This is a genomic window from Paucibacter aquatile, assembly GCF_002885975.1.
Taxonomy (GTDB): domain Bacteria; phylum Pseudomonadota; class Gammaproteobacteria; order Burkholderiales; family Burkholderiaceae_C; genus Paucibacter_A; species Paucibacter_A aquatilis.
On the sequence record NZ_POSP01000003.1, the window covers coordinates 786,238 to 809,711 of the forward strand.

Annotated in this window: 23 protein-coding genes; 7 read left to right on the forward strand and 16 right to left on the reverse strand. The window is 64.2% G+C overall.

What is annotated here, in order from left to right; genetic code table 11:
• Window position 1: 1 nt before the first annotated feature.
• The gene (cysS, locus tag C1O66_RS06665; protein WP_102767161.1) at window positions 2-1,381 is read right to left on the reverse strand and encodes a cysteine--tRNA ligase; all 1,380 of its coding nucleotides are present in this window, start codon (window positions 1,379-1,381) and stop codon (window positions 2-4) included.
• A gap of 238 nt (window positions 1,382-1,619) precedes the next feature.
• On the opposite strand from cysS, the gene C1O66_RS06670 reads away from it, so the two are divergent.
• The 5 genes from C1O66_RS06670 to C1O66_RS06690 all read left to right on the forward strand — a co-directional run bounded on the left by C1O66_RS06670 (window position 1,620) and on the right by C1O66_RS06690 (window position 5,108).
• Window positions 1,620-2,207, forward strand: a complete 588-nt coding sequence (locus C1O66_RS06670; RefSeq protein WP_102767162.1) for a tetratricopeptide repeat protein — start codon at window positions 1,620-1,622, stop codon at window positions 2,205-2,207.
• 124 nt (window positions 2,208-2,331) lie between these two features.
• Entirely contained in the window at window positions 2,332-2,973 is a 642-nt protein-coding gene (locus tag C1O66_RS06675; RefSeq protein WP_102767163.1) for a peptidylprolyl isomerase, read from the forward strand.
• Window positions 2,970-3,476: a peptidylprolyl isomerase gene (locus C1O66_RS06680; RefSeq protein WP_102767164.1), complete on the forward strand. Its 507-nt coding sequence runs from the start codon at window positions 2,970-2,972 to the stop codon at window positions 3,474-3,476. The genes C1O66_RS06675 and C1O66_RS06680 overlap by 4 nt, the downstream gene beginning before the upstream one ends.
• A gap of 85 nt (window positions 3,477-3,561) precedes the next feature.
• On the forward strand, window positions 3,562-4,293 hold the full coding sequence (locus C1O66_RS06685) for a UDP-2,3-diacylglucosamine diphosphatase (RefSeq protein WP_243392727.1): 732 nt from the start codon (window positions 3,562-3,564) through the stop codon (window positions 4,291-4,293).
• Complete coding sequence (locus C1O66_RS06690; protein WP_102767166.1) at window positions 4,293-5,108, forward strand: M90 family metallopeptidase; 816 nt, start codon at window positions 4,293-4,295, stop codon at window positions 5,106-5,108. The genes C1O66_RS06685 and C1O66_RS06690 overlap by 1 nt, the downstream gene beginning before the upstream one ends.
• Window positions 5,109-5,210: 102 nt before the next feature.
• On the opposite strand, the gene clpA is transcribed toward C1O66_RS06690, so the two are convergent.
• Together clpA and clpS are read right to left on the reverse strand one after the other, a co-directional pair.
• Window positions 5,211-7,529 carry an ATP-dependent Clp protease ATP-binding subunit ClpA gene (gene clpA, locus C1O66_RS06695; protein ID WP_102767167.1) on the reverse strand — a complete coding sequence of 773 codons (2,319 nt, stop codon included), beginning with the start codon at window positions 7,527-7,529 and terminating at the stop codon, window positions 5,211-5,213.
• Entirely contained in the window at window positions 7,526-7,882 is a 357-nt protein-coding gene (gene clpS / locus C1O66_RS06700) for an ATP-dependent Clp protease adapter ClpS (protein ID WP_102767168.1), read from the reverse strand. Before clpS ends, clpA begins: the two co-directional genes overlap by 4 nt.
• 222 nt (window positions 7,883-8,104) lie before the next feature.
• Here clpS and C1O66_RS06705 point away from each other — a divergent pair, with 222 nt between their 5' ends.
• Complete coding sequence (locus C1O66_RS06705) at window positions 8,105-8,353, forward strand: cold-shock protein (protein WP_102767169.1); 249 nt, start codon at window positions 8,105-8,107, stop codon at window positions 8,351-8,353.
• A 185-nt stretch (window positions 8,354-8,538) separates the two neighbouring features.
• Here C1O66_RS06705 and icd read toward each other — a convergent pair whose 3' ends face one another.
• From icd to hemN, 4 genes are all read right to left on the reverse strand, one after another.
• Entirely contained in the window at window positions 8,539-9,792 is a 1,254-nt protein-coding gene (icd, locus tag C1O66_RS06710; protein WP_102767170.1) for an NADP-dependent isocitrate dehydrogenase, read from the reverse strand.
• A 184-nt stretch (window positions 9,793-9,976) separates the two neighbouring features.
• Window positions 9,977-12,214 carry an NADP-dependent isocitrate dehydrogenase gene (locus C1O66_RS06715; RefSeq protein ID WP_102767171.1) on the reverse strand — a complete coding sequence of 746 codons (2,238 nt, stop codon included), beginning with the start codon at window positions 12,212-12,214 and terminating at the stop codon, window positions 9,977-9,979.
• 122 nt (window positions 12,215-12,336) lie between these two features.
• Window positions 12,337-13,047, reverse strand: coding sequence for a sulfite exporter TauE/SafE family protein (locus tag C1O66_RS06720; RefSeq protein WP_102767172.1), 711 nt, complete (start codon window positions 13,045-13,047; stop codon window positions 12,337-12,339).
• 5 nt (window positions 13,048-13,052) lie between these two features.
• A complete protein-coding gene (gene hemN, locus C1O66_RS06725; protein ID WP_102769508.1) occupies window positions 13,053-14,519 on the reverse strand; it encodes an oxygen-independent coproporphyrinogen III oxidase in 1,467 nt (488 codons plus the stop codon).
• Between the two features lie 182 nt (window positions 14,520-14,701).
• Between hemN and fnr the strand changes: the two genes are divergently transcribed.
• On the forward strand, window positions 14,702-15,436 hold the full coding sequence (gene fnr, locus C1O66_RS06730; protein ID WP_102767173.1) for a fumarate/nitrate reduction transcriptional regulator Fnr: 735 nt from the start codon (window positions 14,702-14,704) through the stop codon (window positions 15,434-15,436).
• 111 nt (window positions 15,437-15,547) lie between these two features.
• Here the strand turns inward: fnr and C1O66_RS06735 are convergent, their stop codons facing one another.
• The 9 genes from C1O66_RS06735 to C1O66_RS06775 are packed head-to-tail and all read right to left on the reverse strand — an operon-like array spanning window position 15,548 to window position 23,349.
• The gene (locus C1O66_RS06735) at window positions 15,548-15,793 is read right to left on the reverse strand and encodes a hypothetical protein (protein WP_243392728.1); all 246 of its coding nucleotides are present in this window, start codon (window positions 15,791-15,793) and stop codon (window positions 15,548-15,550) included.
• Between the two features lie 59 nt (window positions 15,794-15,852).
• A complete protein-coding gene (locus C1O66_RS06740) occupies window positions 15,853-16,107 on the reverse strand; it encodes a hypothetical protein (protein WP_102767175.1) in 255 nt (84 codons plus the stop codon).
• A gap of 36 nt (window positions 16,108-16,143) precedes the next feature.
• Window positions 16,144-17,658 carry a cytochrome c oxidase accessory protein CcoG gene (ccoG, locus tag C1O66_RS06745; RefSeq protein WP_102767176.1) on the reverse strand — a complete coding sequence of 505 codons (1,515 nt, stop codon included), beginning with the start codon at window positions 17,656-17,658 and terminating at the stop codon, window positions 16,144-16,146.
• A 10-nt stretch (window positions 17,659-17,668) separates the two neighbouring features.
• Entirely contained in the window at window positions 17,669-18,586 is a 918-nt protein-coding gene (gene ccoP, locus C1O66_RS06750; protein ID WP_102767177.1) for a cytochrome-c oxidase, cbb3-type subunit III, read from the reverse strand.
• Complete coding sequence (locus tag C1O66_RS06755; protein ID WP_102767178.1) at window positions 18,583-18,738, reverse strand: cbb3-type cytochrome oxidase subunit 3; 156 nt, start codon at window positions 18,736-18,738, stop codon at window positions 18,583-18,585. Before C1O66_RS06755 ends, ccoP begins: the two co-directional genes overlap by 4 nt.
• Window positions 18,739-18,758: 20 nt before the next feature.
• Complete coding sequence (gene ccoO / locus C1O66_RS06760; RefSeq protein WP_102767179.1) at window positions 18,759-19,382, reverse strand: cytochrome-c oxidase, cbb3-type subunit II; 624 nt, start codon at window positions 19,380-19,382, stop codon at window positions 18,759-18,761.
• Between the two features lie 34 nt (window positions 19,383-19,416).
• Window positions 19,417-20,862: a cytochrome-c oxidase, cbb3-type subunit I gene (gene ccoN / locus C1O66_RS06765; RefSeq protein ID WP_102767180.1), complete on the reverse strand. Its 1,446-nt coding sequence runs from the start codon at window positions 20,860-20,862 to the stop codon at window positions 19,417-19,419.
• A 22-nt stretch (window positions 20,863-20,884) separates the two neighbouring features.
• Window positions 20,885-21,085, reverse strand: coding sequence for a cbb3-type cytochrome oxidase assembly protein CcoS (gene ccoS, locus C1O66_RS06770; RefSeq protein ID WP_102767181.1), 201 nt, complete (start codon window positions 21,083-21,085; stop codon window positions 20,885-20,887).
• 2 nt (window positions 21,086-21,087) lie between these two features.
• Window positions 21,088-23,349: a heavy metal translocating P-type ATPase gene (locus C1O66_RS06775; protein ID WP_243392729.1), complete on the reverse strand. Its 2,262-nt coding sequence runs from the start codon at window positions 23,347-23,349 to the stop codon at window positions 21,088-21,090.
• Window positions 23,350-23,474 lie beyond the last annotated feature (125 nt).

Consider the following 23,474-nt stretch of genomic DNA (forward strand, 5'->3'; position numbering starts at 1 on the left):
CTCAGGCTCGCGACCAGGTGGTGCCAGCGGCGGAGTCCTGCAAGACGATGCCTGCGGCCAGGAGTTCGGCGCGGATGCGATCCGCACCGGCGAAATCACGCGCGGCCTTGGCGGCGGCGCGGGCTTCGATCTGCGCCTGAATGGCGGCTTCGTCCAGGCTGGCGCCGGCCTGCAGGTATTGGCGAGGCGCCTGCTGCAGCACGCCGAGGGTGCTGGCCAGCTTCTTCAGCAAGGCCGCATCCGCCAGCGAACGCGTGCGGTTCACTTCGCTGGCCAGCTCGAACAACACAGCCAGGGCGCCCGGGGTGTTGAAGTCATCGTCCATGGCCGCGCGGAAAGCAGCGGCGCGCGGCTCGCTCCAGTCCATCTCGGCCAGCTCCGGCACCTCCAACCCATCGAGCGCGGTGTAGAGGCGGCGCAGCGCGGCGCGCGCGTCGTCCAAGTTGGCATCGCTGAAATTGAAGGGGCTGCGGTAGTGCGTGCGCAGCATGAAGTAGCGCAGGGTTTCGCCGTCGTAGGTCTTCAGCACATCCTGGATGGTGAAGAAGTTGCCCAGGCTCTTGGACATCTTCTCGTTGTCCACATTCAGGAAGCCGTTGTGCATCCAGACGTTGACGAAGGAATGGCCCAACGCGCCCTCGCTCTGAGCGATTTCGTTCTCGTGGTGCGGGAACTGCAGATCCATGCCACCGCCGTGGATGTCAAAACGCTCACCCAGCAAGGCGCAGGACATGGCCGAGCATTCGATGTGCCAGCCGGGGCGGCCCGGGCCGTAGGTGCTGGCCCATTTGGCGTCCTCGGGCTCGCTCTCCTTGGCGGATTTCCACAGCACGAAGTCCAGGGCGTCGAGCTTGCCGTCGTCCACGGCCACGCGCTCACCGGCGCGCAGATCGTCCAGCGACTTGCCGCTGAGCTTGCCGTAGCCGGGGAATTTGCGCACGGCGTAGTTCACATCGCCGTTGCTGGCCCGGTAGGCCAGGCCCTTGTTTTCGAGCGTGCCGATCAGGTCCAGCATCTGGCCAACGTAATCGGTGGCGCGCGGCTCATGGGTCGGGCGCTCGACGCCCAAGGCGCCGATGTCGCGGTGCATGGCGGCGATCATCTCGTCGGTCAGCTCGCGGATGCTGATGCCGCGCTCGACCGCGCGCTTGATGATCTTGTCCTCGATGTCGGTGATGTTGCGCACATAGGTCACGCGGTAGCCCGAGGCCTTGAGCCAGCGCTGCACCACATCGAAGGCCATCATCATGCGGGCATGGCCCACATGGCAGAGGTCGTAAATCGTCATGCCGCAGACGTACATGCGCACATGGCCGGGTTCGATGGGAGCGAAAGGCTGGACCGAGCGGGTCAGCGTGTTGTAGATGCGAAGAGACGACATGGGTGCTTGAGCCAGGATTTACGCGCCGAGCCGACAAAAGACGTCAAAGTGGCTGGCGAGCCTGCGAAGCGCGCGGAGGCATGGGCTGCGGCCGGTTCGGCTTCAAGCGATGCTCACACTGCTTCGAAGGCCGGCCGGACGACTGTGGGCGGGCGCCGTAGAATGAGCCTCAGTATACCGGCAGGGTTCTGCAGCCAAGTCCTGGCACTTACCCGCCAAGCTGCCCCACTTGCGCCCCATGCCCGACCAAACTCTGCCCTCCCCCCTGCTTCCAACACCCCGCCGGCAGCCTTGGCTGCAGGCTCGGCGGCCGCTCCTCACCGCACTGCTGACCCTCGGCCTGCTGGCACCGGCTTGGAGCCAGGCCAGCGAGCTGGACATCGCCCAGCGCCAGTGGCTGGCCGGCCAGCGCCAGCAGGCGGTGGGCACGCTGGAAGCCGCCCTGAAGCAAACCCCTGACGAGCTGAAGCTGCGCTTCGCCCTGGGCGTGATGCGCATGGAATTGGGTCAGCTGTCCAGCGCCCAGCAGATCTTCATCCAGCTGACGGAAGACTTCCCCGACCTGGCCGACCCCTACAACAATCTGGCCGTCATCCATGCCGGCCAAGGCGACCTGGACCGGGCCCGCAATGAGCTGGAACAGGCCCTGCGCCTGCAGCCCAGCCATGCCCAGGCCCAGGAAAACCTCGGCGATGTGCTGCTGCGCCAGGCCTTGCGGGCCTACCAGCGCGCGCAAGAGGCCATGGCCGCCCCGTCGACCAGCCTTGCGCTCAAACTCAAGCGCACCCACGATCTCTTGCAGGAAGCGTCAAGCCGCAGCCGCTGAGCGGCCAGAGAGACAAGACCTTTCACGAGCGAAGGCGTTGCCGGCCTGAAGCCGGCGGCGCACCGACAATCGCGCCGCTTCAATCCATTTCACAGACCCCAAGATCCCCGGAGGAATGCGTCCCATGCCAAGGAATTTTGTGCAGTCCCTGAGCCGCCGCCTGGCCCTGTTCTCGCTGGCCGCCCTGGCCGTCTGCAGCGCCGAGGCCCAAGCCCCGCTGGCCACGCCAGCCTCGGCCGCGGCCGTGCCGCAAATCAACCCGACCGTGTTCGTGCGCCTGAGCACCAGCGAAGGCGAGATCCGCATCGGCCTGGATGCCGACAAGGCGCCCAAGACCGTGGCCAATTTCCTGCAGTACGTGAAGGCCGGCCACTACAACGGCCTGATCTTCCACCGCGTGATCGAGAACTTCATGATCCAGGGCGGCGGCTTCACCAAAGACCTGCAGCAGCGCCCGACCAAGCCGCCGATTCCGCTGGAATCGCGCAACGGCCTGAAGAACCTGCGCGGCACCCTGGCCATGGCCCGCACCAGCGACCCGAACTCGGCCACCTCGCAGTTCTTCATCAACACGGTGGACAACGCCTTCCTGGACGCTGACAACTCGCGCGACGGCAATGGCTACGCCGTCTTCGGCCAGGTGCTCGAAGGCATGGACGTGGTCGACAAGATCCGCGCCACGCCCACCACGGCCCAAGGCCCGCACCAGAACCTGCCGCAAACCCCCATCACCATCACCAAAGCCCTTGTGGAGCCCAAGAAATGAGCAAGATTGTTGAACTGCACACCAACCACGGCCTGATCCGCGTCGAACTCGACGACGTCAAGGCCCCGATCTCAGTCGCCAACTTCCTGTCCTATGTGAACAACGGCCATTACAACGGCACCGTGTTCCACCGCGTGATCAAGGGTTTCATGATCCAGGGCGGCGGCTTTGAAGTCGGCATGAAGCAAAAGCAGACGGCGGGCGAGATCCAGAATGAAGCCAACAACGGCCTGAAGAACGACCACTACACCCTGGCCATGGCCCGCACCAACGCGCCGCACTCGGCCACCGCCCAGTTCTTCATCAACACCACCAACAACGGCTTCCTGAACTTCAAGTCCGAGTCCTCGCAAGGCTGGGGTTATGCCGTGTTCGGCCGCGTGATCGAAGGCAAGGAAGTGGTCGACGCCATCGAGAAGGTCAAGACCGGCCGCTCGGGCTTCCATGACGATGTGCCGCTGGAAAACGTGGTCATCGAACGCGCGGTCGAAGTTGCGGCCTGAGACGCCTTCTGCGGCGACAGCGCCGGCCGCAGCAGCGGCGGGGGCTGAACCCCGCCCTGCCCTGCCGGCCTTTGCCGAGCTGAACGTGCCCGCCGAGTGGCGCCGGCTGGACTTTCTGTCCGACCTGCACCTCTCGCCGGACACGCCAGCCACCCTGGCCGCTCTGGCCGCCCATCTGCAGGACAGCAGCGCCGAGGCGATCTTCCTGCTGGGTGATATCTTTGAAGTCTGGATCGGTGACGACGCCCGGCACCAGGACTTCGAAGCTTCTTGCGTGGAGTTGCTGCACGCGGCCAGCCAACGCCACACCCTGTTCTTCATGGCCGGCAACCGCGACTTCCTCGTCGGCCCAGACATGCTGGCCGCTTGCGGCATGCAAGCCCTGGCCGACCCCACGGTGCTGAACGCCTTCGGGCAACGCTGGCTGCTCAGCCATGGCGATGCCTTGTGCATGGACGACAAGCCCTACCAGGCCTTCCGCGCCCAGGCGCGCAGCGCCGCCTGGCAGGCGCAGTTCCTGGCTCGCCCCCTTGAAGAACGCCGCGCCCTGGCCCGCCAGATGCGCGAGGCCAGCCAGGCCGGCCAAGCCGAGATGAGCGTGTACGCTGACCTGGACAGCGCCGCCTGCGTGCAATGGCTGCAAGCCTCCGGCTGTAGCGACCTGATCCACGGCCACACCCATCGGCCAGCCCGGCACGAGCTGGCGCCGGGTCTGCGCCGCCATGTGCTGTCGGATTGGGATTTCGAAGGCGCAAAGCCACGCGGCGACCTGCTGCGTTTGCGGCACGCCGGCCTGCGCCGCATCGACCTGGCCTGATGGGCTGGCTGAGCCACGTTCTCGCGCGTTTGCAAGCGCTGCCCGGCGCCTGGCGCCGGCAGCGCGAGCAACGCACCGTGGAGCGCCTGGCGATCCCCGAGCCGTTGTGGCAGCTGACCCTGCTGCGCTACCCCTTTCTCGCCCAGCGCTCCGCCGAAGACCTGAACGAGTTGCGCCGCCTGTGCTCGCTGTTTCTCGACAGCAAGGAGTTCCACGGCGCGGCCGGCTTTGAAGTCAGCGATGAAGTCGCCCTGGCCGTCGCGGCACAGGCCTGCCTGCCGGTGCTGCGCCTGGGGCTTGCCTGGTACGACGGCTTCGTCGGCATCGTCATGCATGAGAGCGAAGTGCTGGCTCGGCGCGAGGTGATGGACGAAGACGGCATCGTCCACGCTTTTGACGAAGAGCTGGCCGGCGAAGCCATGGAAGGCGGGCCCTTGATGCTGAGCTGGCAAGCCATGGCGGCACACCCCGATCCCGCCCTGGACCCCGGCGACAGCATCTTCAACGTCGTCATCCACGAGTTCGCCCATGTGATCGACATGCGCGATGGCTGGGCCGATGGCGTGCCGCCCCTGCCCAGCCTGGCTGAGCGCGAGCGCTGGCTGGATGTGATCGAGCCCGAGTGGCAGGCCTTCTGCGCCCGCGTGGACGCAGGTGAAGCCACCTTGATCGACCCCTACGGCGCCGAGAGCCTGGAAGAGTTCTTCGCCGTGGCGGTGGAGGCCTTTTTTGTGGCGCCCACCGAGCTGCGCCAGGAGCAGCCTTCGCTGTACCGGCTGCTGGCCGGCTTCTTCCGGCAAGACCCGGCGGCCTGACGCTTCGAAACAGCGGCACCCCCAATAAAAAGAAAAAGCCCCGAGACAGGCTCGGGGCTTGGGTGATTCGGGCGCCCGGCTCAGGGCGCCTCATCATCAAGCTCAGCTGGCCGTGGCCGGCTCCGCCTTGGGCTTGTTGTCCTTGGGCTTGCTCAGAGGCTGGATGTCCAGCTGGACCTCGCCAGCGCCATCGACATCCACACCCAGGCGACCGCCATCGACCAGGCGACCGAACAACAACTCGTCGGCCAAAGCGCGACGGATGGTGTCCTGGATCAGGCGCTGCATGGGGCGGGCACCCATCAGCGGATCGAAGCCCTTCTTGGCCAGCTGCTTGCGCAGCGCGTCGCTGAAGGTGACCTCGACCTTCTTCTCCTGCAGCTGGCTTTCCAGCTGCAACAGGAACTTGTCGACCACGCGCATGATGATTTCCTCATCAAGCGCACGGAAGGACACGATGGCGTCCAGGCGGTTGCGGAACTCCGGCGTGAACAGGCGCTTGATGTCGGCCATTTCATCGCCCTGCTGGCGCGAGTTCATGAAGCCGATGCTGCTCTTGTTCATCACTTCGGCGCCGGCATTGGTCGTCATGATGATGATGATGTTGCGGAAATCGGCCTTGCGCCCGTTGTTGTCGGTCAGCGAGCCATGGTCCATGACCTGAAGCAGAACATTGAAGACATCCGGGTGCGCCTTCTCGATTTCATCGAGCAGCAGCACCGCATGCGGCTTCTTGGTCACGGCCTCGGTCAGCAGACCGCCTTGGTCGAAACCGACATAACCCGGAGGCGCGCCGATCAGGCGGCTGACCGCATGGCGCTCCATGTACTCGGACATGTCGAAGCGAATCAGTTCGATGCCCAGGATGTAGGCGAGCTGCTTGGCCACCTCGGTCTTACCCACGCCGGTCGGGCCGCTGAACAGGAAAGAACCGATCGGCTTGTCCGGCTTGCCCAGGCCGGAGCGCGCCATCTTGATGGCAGCGGCCAAGGCATCGATGGCCGGCTCCTGGCCGAACACCACGCTGTTCAGATCACGATCCAGGCTCTTGAGCTTGCTGCGGTCATCGCTGGACACAGAAGCGGGCGGGATGCGCGCGATCTTGGCCACGATGTCCTCCACCTCGCTGCGCGTGATGGTTTTCTTCTGCTTGCTCTTGGGCAGGATGCGCTGGGCAGCGCCGGCCTCATCGATCACATCGATGGCCTTGTCCGGCAGATGGCGGTCGTTGATGTACTTGGCCGAGAGCTCGGCCGCCGCCTGCAGCGCACCCAGGGCGTACTTGACGTTGTGGTGCTCTTCGAAGCGCGACTTCAGACCCTTGAGGATCTCGATGGTCTGCTCGACGGAAGGCTCAGCCACATCGACCTTCTGGAAGCGACGGCTCAGGGCCGCGTCCTTCTCGAAGATGCCCCGGTACTCGCTGAAGGTGGTGGCGCCGATGCACTTCATCGCGCCGGAGCTCAGCGCCGGCTTGAGCAGATTGCTGGCGTCCAGCGTGCCACCCGAAGCCGCACCGGCACCGATCAGGGTGTGGATCTCGTCGATGAACAACACGGCATGCGGCTGGTCCTTCAGCTGCTTGAGCACGGCCTTCAGACGCTGCTCGAAGTCACCGCGGTACTTGGTGCCGGCCAGCAAAGCGCCCATGTCCAGCGAATACACCACGGCTTCAGACAGCACCTCGGGCACATCGCCCTCGGTGATGCGCCAGGCCAGGCCCTCGGCGATGGCCGTCTTGCCCACGCCGGCTTCGCCCACCAGCAGCGGGTTGTTCTTGCGGCGGCGGCAGAGCACCTGAACCACACGCTCGACTTCGTGCTCGCGGCCGATCAGCGGATCGATCTTGCCGTCCTTGGCCAGCTGGTTCAGGTTCTGGGTGAACTGCTCCAGCGGAGAGCCCTTGCCCTGACCTTCGCCCTCTTCGCGCTCGGTCTCGGCGCCGGCGCTGCCCTCCTGCCCCTTGGGCGGCTCGGGCGGATCGGACTTCTTGATGCCGTGGGCGATGAAATTCACCACATCGAGGCGCGTCACGCCCTGCTGGTGCAGGTAGTAGACGGCGTGCGAATCCTTCTCGCCAAAGATGGCGACCAGCACATTGGCGCCGGTCACTTCCTTCTTGCCGCTGCCCGTGGACTGCACATGCATGATGGCGCGCTGGATCACGCGCTGGAAGCCCAGCGTCGGCTGGGTGTCCACCTCATCGGCGCCACCCACGGTCGGGGTGTTTTCCTTGATGAACTGCGTCAGGCTCTTGCGCAGATCGTCCAGGTTGGCCGAGCAGGCGCGCAGCACTTCGGCAGCGGAAGGGTTGTCCAACAGGGCCATCAGCAAGTGCTCGACGGTGATGAACTCATGGCGCTGCTGGCGTGCTTCCACGAACGCCATATGCAGGCTAACTTCAAGCTCTTGCGCAATCATGCGGCCTCCATAATGCACTGCAAAGGATGGCCGGCGCGCCTTGCGGCCGCCAGCACCAATTCGACCTTGGTCGCCGCAACGTCCTTGCTGAAGACGCCGCAGACCCCACGCCCATCGTGGTGGATTTTGAGCATGATCTGGGTGGCCGTATCCAGGTCATGTCGGAAATATTCCTGCAAAACCATGACCACGAACTCCATGGGTGTGAAGTCGTCGTTGAGCAGCAGCACTTGGTAGAGGCGCGGCGGCTCGGTTTTTTGCGTCAGACGCTCAACAGTGGCCGTACCGTCGGCATCTTCACGCCCGGGCGGCAATCCGGGTGGCATTGGCGGTTGACTGGGGAAATCTGGCATGGATTGATTCTATCGAGAGCCACCGATACCCGCTGGCCCTGCGAAATCCATCTTGCGCCGACTGGGGAGAAAACAAGAGTGAAATTAGACCCGCGCCCCGGGCTTTTTCATCAAACGCAGGCACCCAAGGGTCTCCCCCATCCGGGCAGGCCCTGAATTGACAGCGCACAGGCCGCCGCCAAAAATCCGCCGCGGTGCAATAGACACCGGGACGGAGGCGTTATGACGATAGGAACGGTGAAGTGGTTCAACGATGCCAAGGGCTTTGGCTTTATTGAACCCGAAGCGGGCGGCGAAGATGTGTTCGCGCATTTTTCAGCCATCCAGATGGAGGGTTTTCGAACCCTGCAACAAGGCGGCAAGGTGAGTTACGAGCTGGTGCAAGGCCCCAAAGGCCAGCTGGCCCAGAACATCACCCCGCTGTATTCCACGGCCGCGCAAGCGCAGGAAGAACTCAGCGAAGCCGCTTGAGACTGGCGCTCGCTGGTGGCAACACTGGCGAAACGCTGAACACTCGGTCAGCCCGCTGACCCCAGGCGAAGAGGACCCGCCGCCCGGCCATGTGCCACGGCTCAGTCCCCCAAGCAAAAAGGCCCGCAGATGCGGGCCTTTTTTTGTGCGCTGCAGGTCTCCGGCGCCAGGGCCGGAACGCCAGCTCACATATGGTCGATCATGACCTGACCGAAGCCAGAGCAGGACACTTGCACCGCGCCGTCCATCAGGCGCGCGAAGTCGTAGGTGACCCGCTTGCTGGCGATGGCGGCTTCCAGCGAAGCGATGATCAGGTCGGCTGCCTCCGTCCAGCCCAGGTGACGCAGCATCATCTCGGCCGAGAGGATCTCGCTGCCCGGGTTCACATAATCCTTGCCGGCGTACTTGGGCGCGGTGCCGTGCGTGGCTTCGAAGCAGGCGACCGAATCGGACATATTGGCGCCCGGGGCGATGCCGATGCCGCCGACTTGCGCGGCCAAGGCGTCGGAGATGTAGTCGCCATTCAGGTTCAGCGTGGCCACCACCGAATACTCGGCCGGGCGCAGCAGGATCTGCTGCAGGAAAGCGTCCGCGATCGAGTCCTTGATGGTGATGGGCTTGCCATTCTTGGGGCTGATGAAACGGCACCAGGGGCCGCCATCGATCAGCTCGGCACCGAATTCCTTCTGCGCCAGGGCGTAGGCCCAGTCACGGAAGCCACCCTCGGTGTACTTCATGATGTTGCCCTTGTGCACGATGGTCACGCTGGGCTTGTCGTTGTCGATGGCGTACTGGATGGCTTTGCGCACCAGACGCTCGGTGCCTTCACGCGAGACCGGCTTGATGCCGATGCCCGAAGTCTCCGGGAAGCGGATCTTCTTGACGCCCATTTCCTCTTGCAGGAACTTGATCAGCTTCTTGGCCTTTTCGCTTTCGGCCTCGTACTCGATGCCGGCGTAGATGTCTTCCGAGTTCTCGCGGAAGATCACCATATTGGTCTTCTCGGGCTCCTTCAGGGGCGAGGGCACGCCCTTGAAATACTGCACCGGGCGCAAGCAGACGTAGAGATCCAGCTCCTGGCGCAGCGCCACATTCAGCGAGCGGATGCCGCCACCGACCGGGGTGGTCAGCGGGCCCTTGATGGAGACCACATAGTCGCGCAGCACTTCCAGGGTCTCGGCCGGCAGCCAGACATCGGGGCCGTAGACACGGGTGGCTTTCTCACCGGCGAACACTTCCATCCACTGGATCTGGCGCTGGCCGCCGTAAGCTTTGGCCACCGCGGCATCGACCACCTTGATCATCACCGGCGTGATGTCCGCGCCCGTGCCGTCACCCTCGATGAAGGGAATGATGGGCTGATCCGGCACATTCAGCGAATGGTCGGCATTGACGGTGATTTTGGCGCCCTGGGCAGGGACCTGGATGTGCTGGAACATGTAGGAGGTACTCCGAAGGGGACGGGATGCCCTCTCGTAGAGGGCAGCCAAAAATTCTAGCGGCATTCAATGACGAAGCCGGGATATGAAAAAGCCGATGCAGGGCACCGGCTTTCTCTCGGGGCCGCTGCCGTTTGCAGGGTGCAAACGACAGCGGTTCAGGCGCTCAAGACGCCGTGGCTGATCAGCCCAGCACCGTGGCCAGGGCGGCGTTGAAGCTGGCGCTCGGGCGCATCACTTCGGCCAGCTTGGCCATGTCGGGCTTGTAGTAACCGCCGATGTCGGCCGGCTTGCCTTGCACCGCAGCCAGCTCGGCGACGATGGCCGATTCCTTCTCGGCCAGAGCCTTGGCCAGGGGCGCGAACTTGGCGGCCAGTTCGGCATCCTCGCTCTGCCCGGCCAGAGCCTGGGCCCAGTACAGGGCCAGGTAGAACTGGCTGCCGCGGTTGTCCAGCTGGCCGGTCTTGGGGCTGGGGTTCTTGTTGTTGTCCAGCAGCTGGCCCGTGGCAGCATCCAGCGTCTTGGCCAGCAACTTGGCCTTGGGGTTGTTGTTCTTCAGACCCAGGTCTTCCAGGCTGACGGCCAGGGCCAGGAACTCACCCAGCGAATCCCAGCGCAGGTGGTTCTCTTCCACCAGCTGCTGCACATGCTTGGGGGCCGAACCGCCGGCGCCGGTTTCGTACATGCCACCACCGGCCATCAGCGGCACGATGGACAGCATCTTGGCCGAGGTGCCCAGTTCCATGATGGGGAACAGGTCAGTCAGGTAGTCGCGCAGGATGTTGCCGGTCGCGCTGATGGTGTCCAGGCCGCGGATCACGCGCTCCAGGGTGTAACGCATGGCGCGAACCTGGCTCATGATCTGGATGTCCAGACCGGCCGTGTTGTGCTCGTGCAGGTACATCTTGACCTTGGTGATCAGCTGGGCCTCATGCGGGCGATACTGATCGAGCCAGAACACCACCGGCATGCCGGAGTTGCGAGCACGGTTGACGGCCAGCTTGACCCAATCGCGAATGGCAGCGTCCTTGCACTGGCACATGCGCCAGATGTCGCCCTGCTCCACGTTCTGGCTCATCAGCACTTCGCCGGTGTCCAGATCGGTGATGTTGGCCACGCCGTCTTCGGGGATCTCGAAGGTCTTGTCGTGCGAGCCGTACTCCTCGGCCTGCTGAGCCATCAGGCCGACATTGGGCACCGTGCCCATGGTCTTGGGGTCGAAAGCGCCGTGCCACTTGCAGAAGTTGATCATCTCCTGATAGATGCGGGCAAAGGTCGACTCCGGCATCACGGCCTTGACATCCTTCAGGCGGCCGTCGGCGCCCCACATCTTGCCGCCGTTACGGATCATGGCCGGCATGGACGCGTCGACGATGATGTCGTTGGGCGAATGGAAATTGGTGATGCCCTTGGCCGAGTCGACCATGGCCAGCTCGGGGCGGTGCTCGTGGCAGGCGTGCAGATCGCGCTTGATCTCGTCTTGCTTGCTCTGCGGCAGGGTGGCGATCTTGTTGTAGAGATCGACCATGCCGTTGTTGACGTTGATGCCCAGCTCGTCGAACAGCTTGCCGTGCTTCTCGAAAGCCTCACGGTAGAAGATGCGCACGCAGTGACCAAACACGATGGGGTGCGAGACCTTCATCATGGTGGCCTTGACGTGAAGCGAGAACATCACGCCAGTCTGGCGCGCATCTTCGATTTCCTTCTCGTAGAACTCCAGCAGCGCCTTCTTGCTCATGAACATGCTGTCGATGACCTCACGGTCCAGCAAGGCCACCTTGGGCTTGAGCACGATGGTCTGACCGCTCTTGGTGATCAGCTCCATCTTGACGTTGCGTGCGCGGTCCAGGGTCATGGACTTTTCGCCATGGTAGAAATCGCCGCCATGCATGTGCGAGACATGCGAGCGCGAAGCCTGGCTCCAGTCGGCCATGCTGTGCGGGTTCTTGCGGGCGTATTCCTTGACGGCCTTGGGGGCGCGGCGGTCGGAATTGCCTTCACGCAGCACCGGGTTCACCGCGCTGCCGATGCACTTGCCGTAGCGGGCGCGGATGTCTTTCTCTTCGTCGGTCTTGGGGCTTTCCGGGTAGTCCGGGATCGGGTAGCCCTTGCCTTGCAGCTCCTTGATCGCCGCCTTCAGCTGCGCCACCGACGCGCTGATATTGGGCAGCTTGATGATGTTGGCTTCCGGCTTCAGGGTCAGCTTGCCCAGCTCCGACAGGCGGTCGGGCACGCGCTGCTCTTCGCTCAGGAATTCCGGGAACTGGCCCAGGATGCGACCGGCCACGGAGATGTCGCTGGTCTCGACGCGAACGCCGGCCGGCGCCGTGAAGGCCTGCACGATGGGCAGGAACGAGGCCGTCGCCAACAGCGGGGCTTCGTCGGTCAGGGTGTAGATGATGGTCGGCTGCGTTGCTGTCATGTGATTTCCAGATCGGCCATCTTCAGGCCCAAGGAGTGGAACGATTAGGGCGCCGATTCTAAGTCAGCGGCGCCGGCTGCGGACTCAAGTCTTATATAAGTCTTGGCATTTCGGCGCCTGGATCAGGCCCACTGGCTGCACACGGCGGCAATCTGCGCCCACACCCCGTGGCCCAAGGCCCAGGCCGAGGCGGAGGCCAGGCCCAGGCCACCCAGGCGCACGGACCAGCGCAAGCCCTCGGCACCGCCGTCCTTGGACTGGCGCAGGCGACGCAGCAGCCAGGGCCCGAGCGCCAGACCGGCACCCGAGCTCAGGGCAAAACTGGCCATCACCGCCCCACCCTGCGCCGGCCCCGAGGCCAGGGCCGAGAGCAGCAGTGCCGACTGCAAAAGACCACAAGGCCAGGCCACCCAGGCCAAGCCGGCCAGGCCTGCCCGGGCCGCGCGCTTGGGGCCAGCCAAAGCCAAGCCACCTTGCCGCAAACCGGCCACAGGCACTTCGACCTGGCGCGCCACATCCTGACCCAAGCGCTCCATCCAGGCCGGCTGGCGCCCCCGCCATAGCAAGGACATGCCGAGCAGAAAAGCCGCCACGTGAATGAGCACCCAGAAAGGCCGCAGCAGGGCCGTGGCCTGGCCCATCTGGCTGAGCAGCTGCATGCTGGCGGCCGCCACGGCCCCGGCCAGGCTATAGCCCAGCAGGCGGCCGAACTGGAACGCGAGCGGCGAGCGCGCCCCCGCCGCGGCACAGGTGGCGCCGCACATGGCCAGGCAGTGCGGCGTGCCCGCCAGCCCCATCAAGGCGGCGGACGCGGCCAGGCTGGCGTCAAGCATGGGGATCAGATGATGCGGGAGAAGCGCTCACGGCTGCGATCGGCTTGCAGGTATCGGTCAAACACCATAGCAACTGCGCGCACGAAATACCAGCCCATGGGCGTGACCTGGATGGCCCCCGGCTCCAACACGACCAGGCCTTGCTCGGCCAGCTCGCGGATGCGCTCCATCTCGGGCTTGAAGTACTGCTCAAAGCTGAGCAGATGCGCCAACTCGATGGACTCGAACTCCAGCCGCCCCTGGCACATCAAGGCCATGATGACGGCACGCCGGGCGATGTCGTCCCGCGTGAGGGCCAGGCCGCGCTGGATGGGCAACTGGCCCTGATTCAGCGCGTCGTAGTACTCGTCCAGGGTCTTGGCGTTCTGGCTGTAGCTGGCGCCCACCCGGCCGATGGCCGAGACGCCGAGCGCAATCAGGTCGCAGTCCGGCTGGGTGCTGTAACCCTGGAAATTGCGATGCAGCCGCCCCTGGCGCTTGGCCACGGCCAGGGAGTCACTGGCCAAGGCAAAGTGGTCCATGCCGATATAGCTGTAGCCATGGCGCTCAAAGCCGCTGATGGCCGCGGCCAGCATGGTGATCTTGTCGCCCGCCACCGGCAGCTCAGCCTCATTGATGCGGCGCTGCGGCTTGAAACGCTGCGGCAGATGGGCATAGCCGTAAAGCGCGATGCGGTCGGGCTTGAGCGCCCCCACCTGCTCGATGGTGCGAGCAAAGGACTCGGGTGTTTGCAGCGGCAGACCGTAGATCAGGTCCACATTGGTGGATTCAAATCCCAGCGAGCGGGCAGAGACCATCAAGGCCTCAACACTTTCGTAGCTCTGCTGGCGATGCACGGCCTTCTGTACCTCGGGGTCAAAGTCCTGCACGCCAAAGCTCAGACGGTTGAAGCCCAGCTGACGCAGATGGGCCAGGCGCTCGACGCTGACCGTGCGCGGATCCACTTCAATCGACACCTCGGCGCCCGGCGCCAGGCGGAAGCGCTCCAGCATGGCCTGCATCAGCTGGCTCAACTCCGCGTCGCTCAGGAAGGTCGGAGAACCGCCACCCAAATGCAGCTGCGAGACCGCCGCGCCCCGGCCCAGGTGCTCCAGGGTCAGGTCCATCTCGGTCACCAAGGCCTGCAGGTACTCGGTGGCACGATCATGGTGCTTGGTGATGACCTTGTTGCAGGCGCAGTAATAGCAGACCGACTCGCAGAACGGAATGTGAACATAGAGCGACAGCGGCGTGTTGCCGCCCACCTGCGAACCGCCCGCGCGTTGCGCCAGCGCCTGCTGGTATTGCTCGATGGTGAAGGCTTCGACGAAGCGATCGGCCGTGGGGTACGAGGTGTAGCGAGGCCCGGATACATCGAAGCGTCGCAAGAGCGCTTCGTTGATTTGTGCGGCTGCGGGCGCACCCGCCGCAGCGCCGCTAGCAGGCTTTGTCTCAGGTTGCCGAGGGCCTCGGTCTTGAATGTTCTGTACCATGGGCCGCACTTTGCCAAGGCTTTGGCGAGCCGACTTGACAAGGATCAAGCTCGGCGCGCATTGTCGACCCAACAATGCACCCATGTTTGAGGTGCATCATGCTCATGTCCGTGAAAAATCTGGAAGTCCCGCAGCCCCAGTCTGCTCCGCCTGCTGCCTGCGAATCCCTTAAAAAGCACACGATGAATGCCACCGTCCCTATCAAGTTTGAGCCGCTGAAGGTCGCCTGCTCCAGCTGCAATTTGCGCGAGCTGTGCCTGCCGGTGGGCCTGTCCTCCGGCGACCTGGATCAGCTGGACCAGCTGGTGGCCACCCGCCGCAGCGTGGCCCGCGGCGACACCCTGTTCCGCAGCGGTGACGAGTTTCAGTCGCTCTACGCGGTGCGCACCGGTTTCTTCAAGACCTGCGTGTCTTCGGAAGACGGCCGCGACCAGGTGACCGGTTTCCAGATGGCCGGCGAGTTGCTGGGCCTGGACGGCATCAGCACCGACCGCCACAGCTGCGACGCTGTTGCGCTGGAAGACTCCCAGGTCTGCGTGATCCCCTTCGAACAGCTCGAAGAGCTGTCGCGCGAGTTCACCGATCTGCAGCGCCAGTTCCACAAGATCATGAGCCGCGAGATCGTGCGCGACCACGGCGTGATGCTGCTGCTAGGCAGCATGCGGGCCGAAGAACGCCTGGCCGCCTTCCTGCTCAACTTGACCCAGCGTCTGCAAGCCCGCGGCTTCTCCGCCGCCGCCCTGGTGCTGCGCATGACGCGCGAGGAAATTGGCAGCTATCTGGGCCTGAAGCTGGAGACCGTCAGCCGCACCTTTTCCAAGTTCCAGGAAGAAGGCCTGCTGGAGGTGAAGCAACGGCACCTGCGCATCCTCGACCAGGCCGGCCTGCAAAAGCTGGTCAACAACAGCAACTGCTGAGATCAACGCGCCCGCGGCACGGGCGGCGCAGTGAAACAAAAAGGCCTTCGTGTGAACGAAGGCCTTTTTGTTTGGCGCCACCACGCCGGGCGGGCGAATCGCATTGCGGGATCAACGCGGCCAGCCGCGCGGGTGGGCGTCCTCGGGCAAATCAGGCAAGGTGGCCAGCATGACGCTGACACTGGCTGCCAGGCTGATGACCAACCAAAAGATCATGAAGCTGACGGTATAGACCGCCTGACGCGACCAATCCAGGCGCTCGGCGCCAAACCAGCTCAGATCACTGGGGTCGACGACCGCAAACACCAGAGCCTCCATCACCCCGGCCATGAAAAAGGATGGCCAAGCCACTGCCATGGCCCAGCGGCTGCTTTGCTTGGGAACTGCCGATGCGGACGGATCAGCCGCGTCCATGATCACTGCCCGCCAGTGGCTGCATGGTTGCGCGCTTCACGCGCAGGAACCAGGGCCTTGCTACCGCTGGCCTTGTTGGCCACCACCTTGTCCTCCAGCACGGGGTCGGGATTGTTGATGGCCAAGCTCAGAGTGATGAAGCTGGCCACAATCACCAGCGCCGGGCCGCCAACCACCAGCCACATCATCGGCGTGCGCCACCAGCCAGCGGCCTTGGGGGCCGCCGTGCCATTTTCGGGCTTGAAATTCTGGCTCATGCGTCTCGTCTCCTGTGTGTGTGGGCCAAGCTTGGTTCAGCGCGGCACGATGAAGGTTGATTTTTCATGCACGACGGTCGCACCGCTGCTGGCGCCGTCGAGGCTGCGCAGCTGGAACTCGATCGCGTGCGAGCCCTTGCGATCCTGCGCCGCGCGGGCCGCTGTCTCGGGCGGCACCCGCACCGACAGCGTCAGCCAGCGCGCCTCGGCCGGTGCAACACTGAGCTCAGCCACCTGCTCCAGTTTGATGCCCTCCATGCCGATGACCGTCACCTGATAACGGTGATTCTGTTCGGTGGCGTTCATGACCTGCAATCGGTAGAGGTTCTCGACATAGCCATCTTCCACCACGCGGGCCAGCACACCACGGTCACGCACCACATCGAGCTTGACGGGGCTGCGCAGGAACAAGAGGCTGGCCAGCAAGGCAGTGCACAACACGAACAAGACCACGGTGTAGATCACCACACGCGGGCGGAACAAGCGGCGCAGCTTTTGCGCCGGGCTCAGGTGTTGCTGCAAGCCGTTTTGCGTGTCGTAGCGGATCAGGCCACGCGGGTAGTTCATCTTGTCCATGACGCCATCACAGACGTCGATGCAGGCGGCACAACCGATGCACTCGTACTGCAAGCCCTTGCGGATGTCGATGCCTGTGGGGCAAACCTGGACACACAGGGTGCAGTCGATGCACGACCCCAGTCCCGCGGCCTTGACTTCGTCCACGCAGGCCTTCTTGCTGCGGGAGCCGCGCGGTTCGCCGCGCTCGGCGTCGTAGCTGATGATCAATGTGTCCTTGTCGAACATGGCGCTCTGGAAGCGCGCGTAGGGACACATGTATTTGCAGACCTGCTCACGCATGAAGCCCGCGAAGCCGTAGGTCGCAAAGGCGTAGAACAGCACCCAGAACCATTCCCAAGGGCCAAAGCTGAGAGTGAACGCCTCAGCCCACAAGGACTTGATCGGGGTGAAATAGCCGACAAAAGTGAAGCCAGTCCAGAGCGCGACGGCGATCCACACCAGTTGCTTGCCGCCCTTGCGCCACAGCTTGTTGAAACCCCAAGGCGAGGCATCCAGCTTCATGCGCGCCTGGCGGTCACCCTCGAACTGCCGCTCGATCCACAAGAAAATTTCGGTGTAGACCGTCTGCGGGCAGGCATAGCCGCACCACAGCCGCCCGGCCACGGCAGTGAACAGGAACAGGGCATAGGCCGAGATCAGCAGCAGCCCGGTCAGGTAAATGAAATCCTGCGGGTACAGGACCAGGCCAAAAATGTAAAAACGCCGGCTGGCGAGCTCGAAGAGCACCGCCTGCCGGTCGTTCCAAAGCAGCCAGGGCAGACCGTAAAACAGGATCTGCGTGAACCAGACCAGCGCCCAACGCCAGGAGGCGAAGAGGCCGGACACGGCACGGGGGTAGATCTTCTTCTGCGCTGCGTAGAGCGAGACGATTTCTACCACCGCATCCTCGCCATCCGCCGGCTTGGCGGCTGGCGCAGGAGCGATGGCCGGTCCGACGCGGGGCGCCGGCGGTACTGCCCGGGCTTCAGTCATGGTCGATCACTCAAGGGGCCGTGGCCACAGTTTTGTTGTTGGACAGGCTCCAGACATAGGCACCAAGCACCTGGATCTGTTCGGCACTCAGACGGGTCGACTGGGCTGGCATCAGATTGTTTTTGCCATTGTTGATCATGGCCATGACCGCATCTTCACCCCAGCCATGCAGCCAGATCTTGTCGGTCAGGTTGGGCGCACCCAGGGCTTGGTTGCCTTTGCCATCGGCGCCGTGGCAGGCAGCGCAGGCACCGAACTTCTCCTTGCCCTTTTGCGCGGCGATCGAGTTGTGGGCGCTGCCCGAGAGGCTCAGCACATAATTGGCCAGATTGCGCACGTCCTCGGCCGCGCCAACGGCGGCAGCCATGGGCGGCATGACGCCGTTGCGGCCGTTGCTGATGGTTTGCACGATGGTCTCGTGCGAACCGCCGTAGAGCCAGTCGCTGTCGGTCAGGTTGGGGAAGCCCTTGCTGCCCTTGGCGTCCGAGCCGTGGCAACCGGCGCAGTTGTTGGCGAACAGGCGCTCACCGATGGCCATGGCTTCCGGGTTCTGGGCCAGCTGCTCCACCGGCTTGCCGTTGAACTTGGCGTACAGCGCGCTCATGGCCTTGTGGGCATCGGCCTGCTCTTTCTCGTACTGACCCGCGCTGCTCCAGCCCAACGAGCCCTTGTTCGCGCCGAGGCCGGGGTAGGCCGCCAGATAGATGCCGGCGAACACCACCGTCAGCACGAACAGAATCGCCCACCAACGAGGCAAGGGGTTGTTCATCTCGCGCAGGTCTTCGTCCCACACATGACCCGTGCTGTTGTCACTGGCCATGACGCGGTGGCGAGCGGCGACCAGCAGCAAGACGATGCAGAACACCAGGCCAGCCACCGTCACGCCGGCCACGAACATGGACCAACCGTCAGAGAAAAAATCACTCATTGAGGCCTCCCATCGGCTTCGTCTTGCAAGGCCATGCCGGCCAATTCGTCAAAGTGCGCCTTGTTGCGGCTGGAGTAGGTCCAGACCACGATCACCAGGAACACCAGCAGTGACAGCAGGGTCACCGCCGTTCTCAAGCTATTGATATCCATTGCGGACTCCTTCTTGCTTACTACTTCAGCGAGGTGCCAAGCACCTGCAGATAAGCAATCACAGCTTCCATTTCGGTCTTGCCCTTGACTTCGTCGGCCGCGCCGGCGATCTCGGCATCGGTGTAGGGCACGCCCACGGTGCGCAGGGCCTTCATCTTGGGTGCCAGCTCAGCCGGGTTCAGCTGAGCGCCGGCCAACCAGGGATAGGCTGGCATGTTCGACTCCGGCACCAGATCCCGCGGATTGATCAGGTGAATGCGGTGCCATTCATCGCTGTACTTGCCGCCAACACGGTGCAGGTCGGGACCGGTGCGCTTGCTGCCCCATTGGAAGGGGTGGTCGTAGACAAACTCACCGGCGGTCGAGTAATGACCGTAACGCAGGGTCTCTGACCGGAAAGGGCGAACCATCTGCGAGTGGCAGTTGTAGCAACCTTCGCGGATGTAGACGTCCCGACCGGCCAGCTGCAGCGGCGTGTAGGGCTTGAGGCCAGGCGCAGCCTCGGTGGTGGAGCGCTGGAAGAACAGCGGCACGATTTCAACCGCGCCACCTGCCAGCACCGTCACCAGGGTCAGCACAATCATCAAGAAATTGCTGGTCTCGATGCGCTGATGGCCACTGGACTTGTGTTCTGTGGATGCCATTTTGTATTTCTCCTTGGATCTCGCGTTCAGCGCTTCAGGCGGCCACCAGAGTGGGGATCGGTGCCTTGACGGCACGGCCCACTTGCACCGTCTTCACCACGTTCCAGGCCATCACCAACATGCCGCCCAGGTAGAGCACGCCACCCAGCAGACGGATCACGTAGAAGGGATAGGTGGCCTTGACGCTCTCCACGAAGGTGTAGACCAGGCTGCCGTCCGGGTTGACCGCACGCCACATCAGGCCCTGCATCACACCGGCAATCCACATCGCGGCGATGTAGAGCACGATGCCCAGGGTCGCGACCCAGAAGTGCAGCTCAATGGCCTTCTTCGAGTACATCTCGGTGCGACCGAACATGCGGGGAATCAGGTGGTAGAGCGAACCCATGGAGATCAGACCCACCCAGCCCAGGGCACCCGAATGCACGTGGCCCACGGTCCAGTCGGTGTAGTGGCTCAGCGCATTGACGGTCTTGATGGACATCATCGGACCTTCGAAGGTCGACATGCCGTAGAAGGACAGGGACACGATCAGGAACTTCAGGATCGGGTCGTCACGCAGCTTGTGCCATGCACCGCTCAGGGTCATGATGCCGTTGATCATGCCGCCCCAGCTGGGCGCCAGCAACACCAGAGAGAACACCATGCCCACCGATTGCGCCCAGTCCGGCAGCGCGGTGTAGTGCAGATGGTGCGGGCCCGCCCACATATAGGTGAAGATCAGCGCCCAGAAGTGGACGATGGACAGGCGGTAGCTGTAGACCGGGCGGCCGGCTTGCTTGGGGATGTAGTAATACATCATGCCCAGGAAACCTGCTGTCAGGAAGAAGCCCACGGCATTGTGGCCGTACCACCATTGCACCATGGCATCCTGCACACCAGCGTAGGCCGAGTAGCTCTTGAACAAGCTCACCGGGATGGCGGCACTGTTGACCAAATGCAGCAGGGCGACGGCGATGATGAAGGCGCCGAAGAACCAGTTGGCCACATAGATGTGCTTGACCTTGCGGGTGCCGACGGTGCCGAAGAACACCACGGCGTAAGAGACCCAGACCAGGGTGATCAGGATGTCGATCGGCCATTCCAGTTCAGCGTATTCCTTGCCGCTGGTGATGCCCAGCGGCAGGGTCAGCGCGGCCGAGAGGATGACCAGCTGCCAGCCCCAGAACGTGAACCAGGCCAGGCCGGGCGCGAACAGCCGCGTCTGGCCGGTGCGCTGCACCACGTGATAAGCCGTGGCGAACAGGGTGCAACCACCGAACGCGAAGATCACCGCATTGGTATGCAGCGGTCGCAAGCGGCCATAGCTCAGCCATGGAATGCCCAGATTGAGTTCCGGCCAGGTCAGCTGGGCAGCAATGATCACCCCCACCAACATGCCCACAACACCCCAGAGAACAGCGGCCAGTGCGAATGCACGTACCACACCATCCTCGTATACGCCTCCGGATGCAATGTCCGGCGCAGCAGTCTTTGCCATTTGTTTTGGCTCCTTGCAGCTTTTAGTTTGACGAGGGCGATTCTTTGCCAGCGCCCGGAGCGGAGGATTGACCTTCATCAACCCCCGCAGCTTCTTCAAGAATACGAACGCCTTCGCGCTCCAAATCTTCGAGTTGGCCGTTGTTAATTGCCCACCCAAACACACCCACGATCACCAGCACCAAGAGCACCGACACCGGGATCAAGAGATACAGAACTTCCATGCTCAGCGTCCGTTCAGATTGCGCGCCAGACGCTGCGCGTTCAAGACCACCCAGACCGAGCTGCAGGCCATGCCCAGGCCGGCAGCCCAAGGCGGCAAATAGCCGGCCAGCGCCAGGGGAATGCAGGCCGCGTTGTAGCCGGCCGCCCAAGCCAGGTTCTGGCGGATGATGCGGCGCGTGCGCAAGGCCAATTCACGCAGCTGCGCCAGATCGGTCAAACGGCCGGACAGCAAGAGCGCATCGGCACTGGCCCGCGCCAGCATGGCGCCCTGCCCCATCACCACGCTGGCATCGGCCCGCGCCAGCACCGGCGCATCGTTGATGCCGTCGCCCACCATCAAGACACAGTGCCCCGCCTCTTGCAGGCGCTGCACCTCGGCCAGCTTGCGCTCCGGACTGGCGCCGCCGATGGCGCGCTGCACGCCCGCCTGCCGGGACAAGGCCTCGGCCCGCGCCGGCGCATCACCGGACAACAAGACCGTATCCAGTCCGAGAGCATGCAGGCGCTGCAAAGCCTCGAGCGCATCGGCGCGCAAGCACTCGCCAAACTGCATCAGCAAGACCTGCCCCTCTGCCTGCTGGCCCTGATCCTGGCCTTGGCAGGCAAAAGCCAGCTGCGCGTCGCGGCGCAAATCGGCAGGCAGGGTTTCCGGCAGGCCCGCCGTGGCCACCCAGGCCGGCGCGCCAAGGCGCCAGACCCGGCCCTGCGCATCGCGGGCCTGCAGGCCTTGCCCGGGATGCTCCTGCACCTCGGACCACAGCTTGCCAGCGGCTGTCTCGCTGTTTTGAGTCGGCGCGCTCTGCAATCCTGCGCTCTGCACCAGGGCGCGCGAAAACGGATGCTGCGACTGCTGCGCCAGGCTGCGCGCCGCCGCCAGCAGCTCGGCCGCTTGCGCGGGATCAGCCGCTGCGTGGGCCAGCAAGCTCATGCGGTCCTCGGTCAGGGTGCCGGTTTTGTCGAGCACCACGGTGTCGACCTTGCACATGGTCTCCAGCAGATCCATATGCACCAGCAACAAGCCACGGCGAGCCAGGGCACCGGTCGCGGCCAAACGCGCGGCCGGCGCTGCAAGCGACAAAGCGCAGGGACAAGTGACGATCAGCACCGACACCGCCACCCAGACCGCTCGACCGGGCTCGATCTGGCTCCACGCTGCAGCGGCCAGGCCAGCCAGCAGCAACACGGCCCACAGAAAATAGCCCGCCACCCGGTCCGCCAGCTCGACCATGGCCGGGCGCTGGCTCATGGCCTCGCGCATCAGGCGCTGGATGGCCTCGTGGCGGGTGTCGGCGCCAACGCGGCTGACGCGCACCCACAGCGGTGCCTGCACATTGATGCTGGCCGCCACCACCTCGTCACCCACGGTCTTGGCCACCGGCTGCGACTCACCGCTGAGCAGAGCCTCGTTGGCCGAACTGCTGCCGCGCTCCACACGACCATCGGCCGGAAAAGCCTGACCCGCCGCGATGCGCACCAGGTCCCCCACGCGCAGGCGGATGGGCGCCACGCGGCTGACCGAACCATCGGCTTCGATGCGCTCCACCGCATCCGGCAGCGCCGAGTTGGCCGCCTCCAGCGTACCCGCCGCCCGATGGCGCGCCCGCAGCTCCAGCCAGCGCCCGGCCAGCAGGAAGGTGACGAACATGGTCAGCGAGTCGAAATACACCTCGCGGCCGAACAGGCCACCCGGCTCAAACAAAGCCCCGCTGCTGGCGACAAAGGTGACCGCCAGCCCCAGAGCCACCGGCACATCCATGCCCAGGCGGCGCGCACGCAGCTGCTGCCAGGCCGCGCGGAAAAACGGGCCGGCCGAGAACAAAAGAACCGGCAGGCTCATCACCCAGCTGGCCCATTGCAACAGGCGCTCCAGATCGGGGCTCAGGTCACCGGGCTCGGCAAAATAGGCCGGCGCCGCCATCATCATCACCTGCATCATCAGGAAGGCGGCGACAAACAGGCGCCAGACAGCCTGGCGTTGTTCGCGCTCACGCAACTGGCGGGCTGGCGCAGCCACATCGGGAGCAGCGCCGTAACCAGCTCGCTCGATACGCGCCAGCACTGCAGCCAGTCGAGTCTGCGTGGGCAGCCAGCGCAGGCTCAGGCGCGCGCTGGCCGCATTGACCACGGCGCCCTTCACCCCCGGCAGCTCCAACAAGGCCCGTTCGATGATGCCAGCACAGGCCGCGCAATGCAGGCCGGAGAGCTGGAACTGAGATTCCGCCACCGACTCACCACCCGGCCAACGCGTGAAGGGCGCCAACAAATCGGGGTCATCCAGGGGCGCAATCGCCGCAGGCGCGGCGCCTGCGACAGGCTGACCCGCCCTGGCTTCGCCGGCAAGCTCTGAAGGAGAAATAACTGGAGCGGTAGTGGGGATCATGGTTCGGC